General features: G+C 63.7%; 2 protein-coding genes. Both read right to left on the reverse strand.

What is annotated here, in order from left to right:
* Positions 1-290: hypothetical protein (locus NZ585_14825; GenBank protein ID MCS7081305.1), on the reverse strand; the 290-nt coding region annotated here is incomplete at its 3' end.
* Positions 291-308: 18 nt separating this feature from the next.
* On the reverse strand, positions 309-905 hold the full coding sequence (locus NZ585_14830; protein MCS7081306.1) for a Uma2 family endonuclease: 597 nt from the start codon (positions 903-905) through the stop codon (positions 309-311).
* Between the last annotated feature and the right edge of the window lie 425 nt (positions 906-1,330).

Genomic DNA, 1,330 nt, shown 5'->3' on the forward strand with positions numbered 1-1,330 from the left:
GTCCGACTCTCTGTCGCCCTGCGCGCCGCCAACAGACGCGCATCCAGCAGGGTGGATTCAGTGGAAAGGCCGCACGACTTGCCCGGCAGGCGTCTGCGCGTGCTGCGGGTGGGCGTGTCGGAGCGAGTCAGGCTGCGGGTGATGCCGTACGGGACGCGCGTCCATGTCATGCCGCCGGAAGCGTTGCGCAACACGGCGCGCCGCAAAGTCGCAGCCCTGTCAGCGTAAGACGGCACAGCCGACGCCACAACCACGCCCAACCCGCCGGGAGCGCCTTCATGAGATGTCACTTGCCGTCGCCAAAACCGTCAAAACACGCCGGCGTACACCTCGCGCCACGCCAACGCCATCCCCAGCGCCTCCAACCGAATCACGGTTGCCGGGTCATTGTATGTCTCTTCCTGCCATGCGTCGCCTTCCGCGACCCGATGCCAGTGCCACATGCGCGGCGACTCTGCATCCACCGCAAGGTAGTGCCGCAAGCTGGGAATGGCCTGATAGACGGCGAGCTTGTCTCCAAGGTCGCGCTCGGCCGTCGTCGCCGAAAGTACCTCCACCACCAGCGTCGGGTTGACCAGCGTATCCATCCCCCGCACCTTCTCCAACTGCGGCGCTCCGCAGAACACGCTCGCGTCGGGATAAACATAAGGCGGCTGTCCAGCCCGGTCAGCCAGCGGGTTGCGTACCGCCAAGTCGGCGGTGCGCGGACGACACTCGCCGCTGCGCAGCCCAACGAGCAACGCCTCCAGAATATTCATAATGATCTGAGCTTGCGCGGCGCTCCCACCCGACATGCAGACGATTTGACCGTGCCAGTATTCGTGCCGCTTGTCGGAGGCCAGCTCCAACGCGAAGTACTCCGCAAGCGAGTACGCCGCCGGTACGGGTTGTGAAACAGCCGACATCACCGCCTCCGCTAAAAAGCGACCAAGCGCAACAGACAACCGTCTGCGCTGAACTTCATCTGTGCGCTACGGAGGTTAGACGCCTTTTCAACCTACAAGCAATCGTAAGGCGTCAGATGCGTGGCCTCTGAAGGACATCCGGTTGTTGAGGCACGATTCTGCTTGCCGCTGAGTCCGGGCTTCGGCGAACCGCGTGCCGGTGGCGGACGGATGCCGGCAAGCAAGACAAAACTAAACCTCCCGGAGCACGCCTAAAGATGCAGCTCGTCAAAACACGCCGGCGTACACCTCGCGCCACGCCAACGCCATCCCCAGCGCCTTTAACCAAATCACGGTTGCCGGGTCAGTGTACGTCTCTTCCTGCCAGGCGTCGCCTTCCGCGACCCGATGCCAGTGCCACATGCGCGGCGACTCTGCATCCACCG

It is taken from the genome of Chloracidobacterium sp. (assembly GCA_025057975.1).
Lineage (GTDB): Bacteria > Acidobacteriota > Blastocatellia > Chloracidobacteriales > Chloracidobacteriaceae > Chloracidobacterium.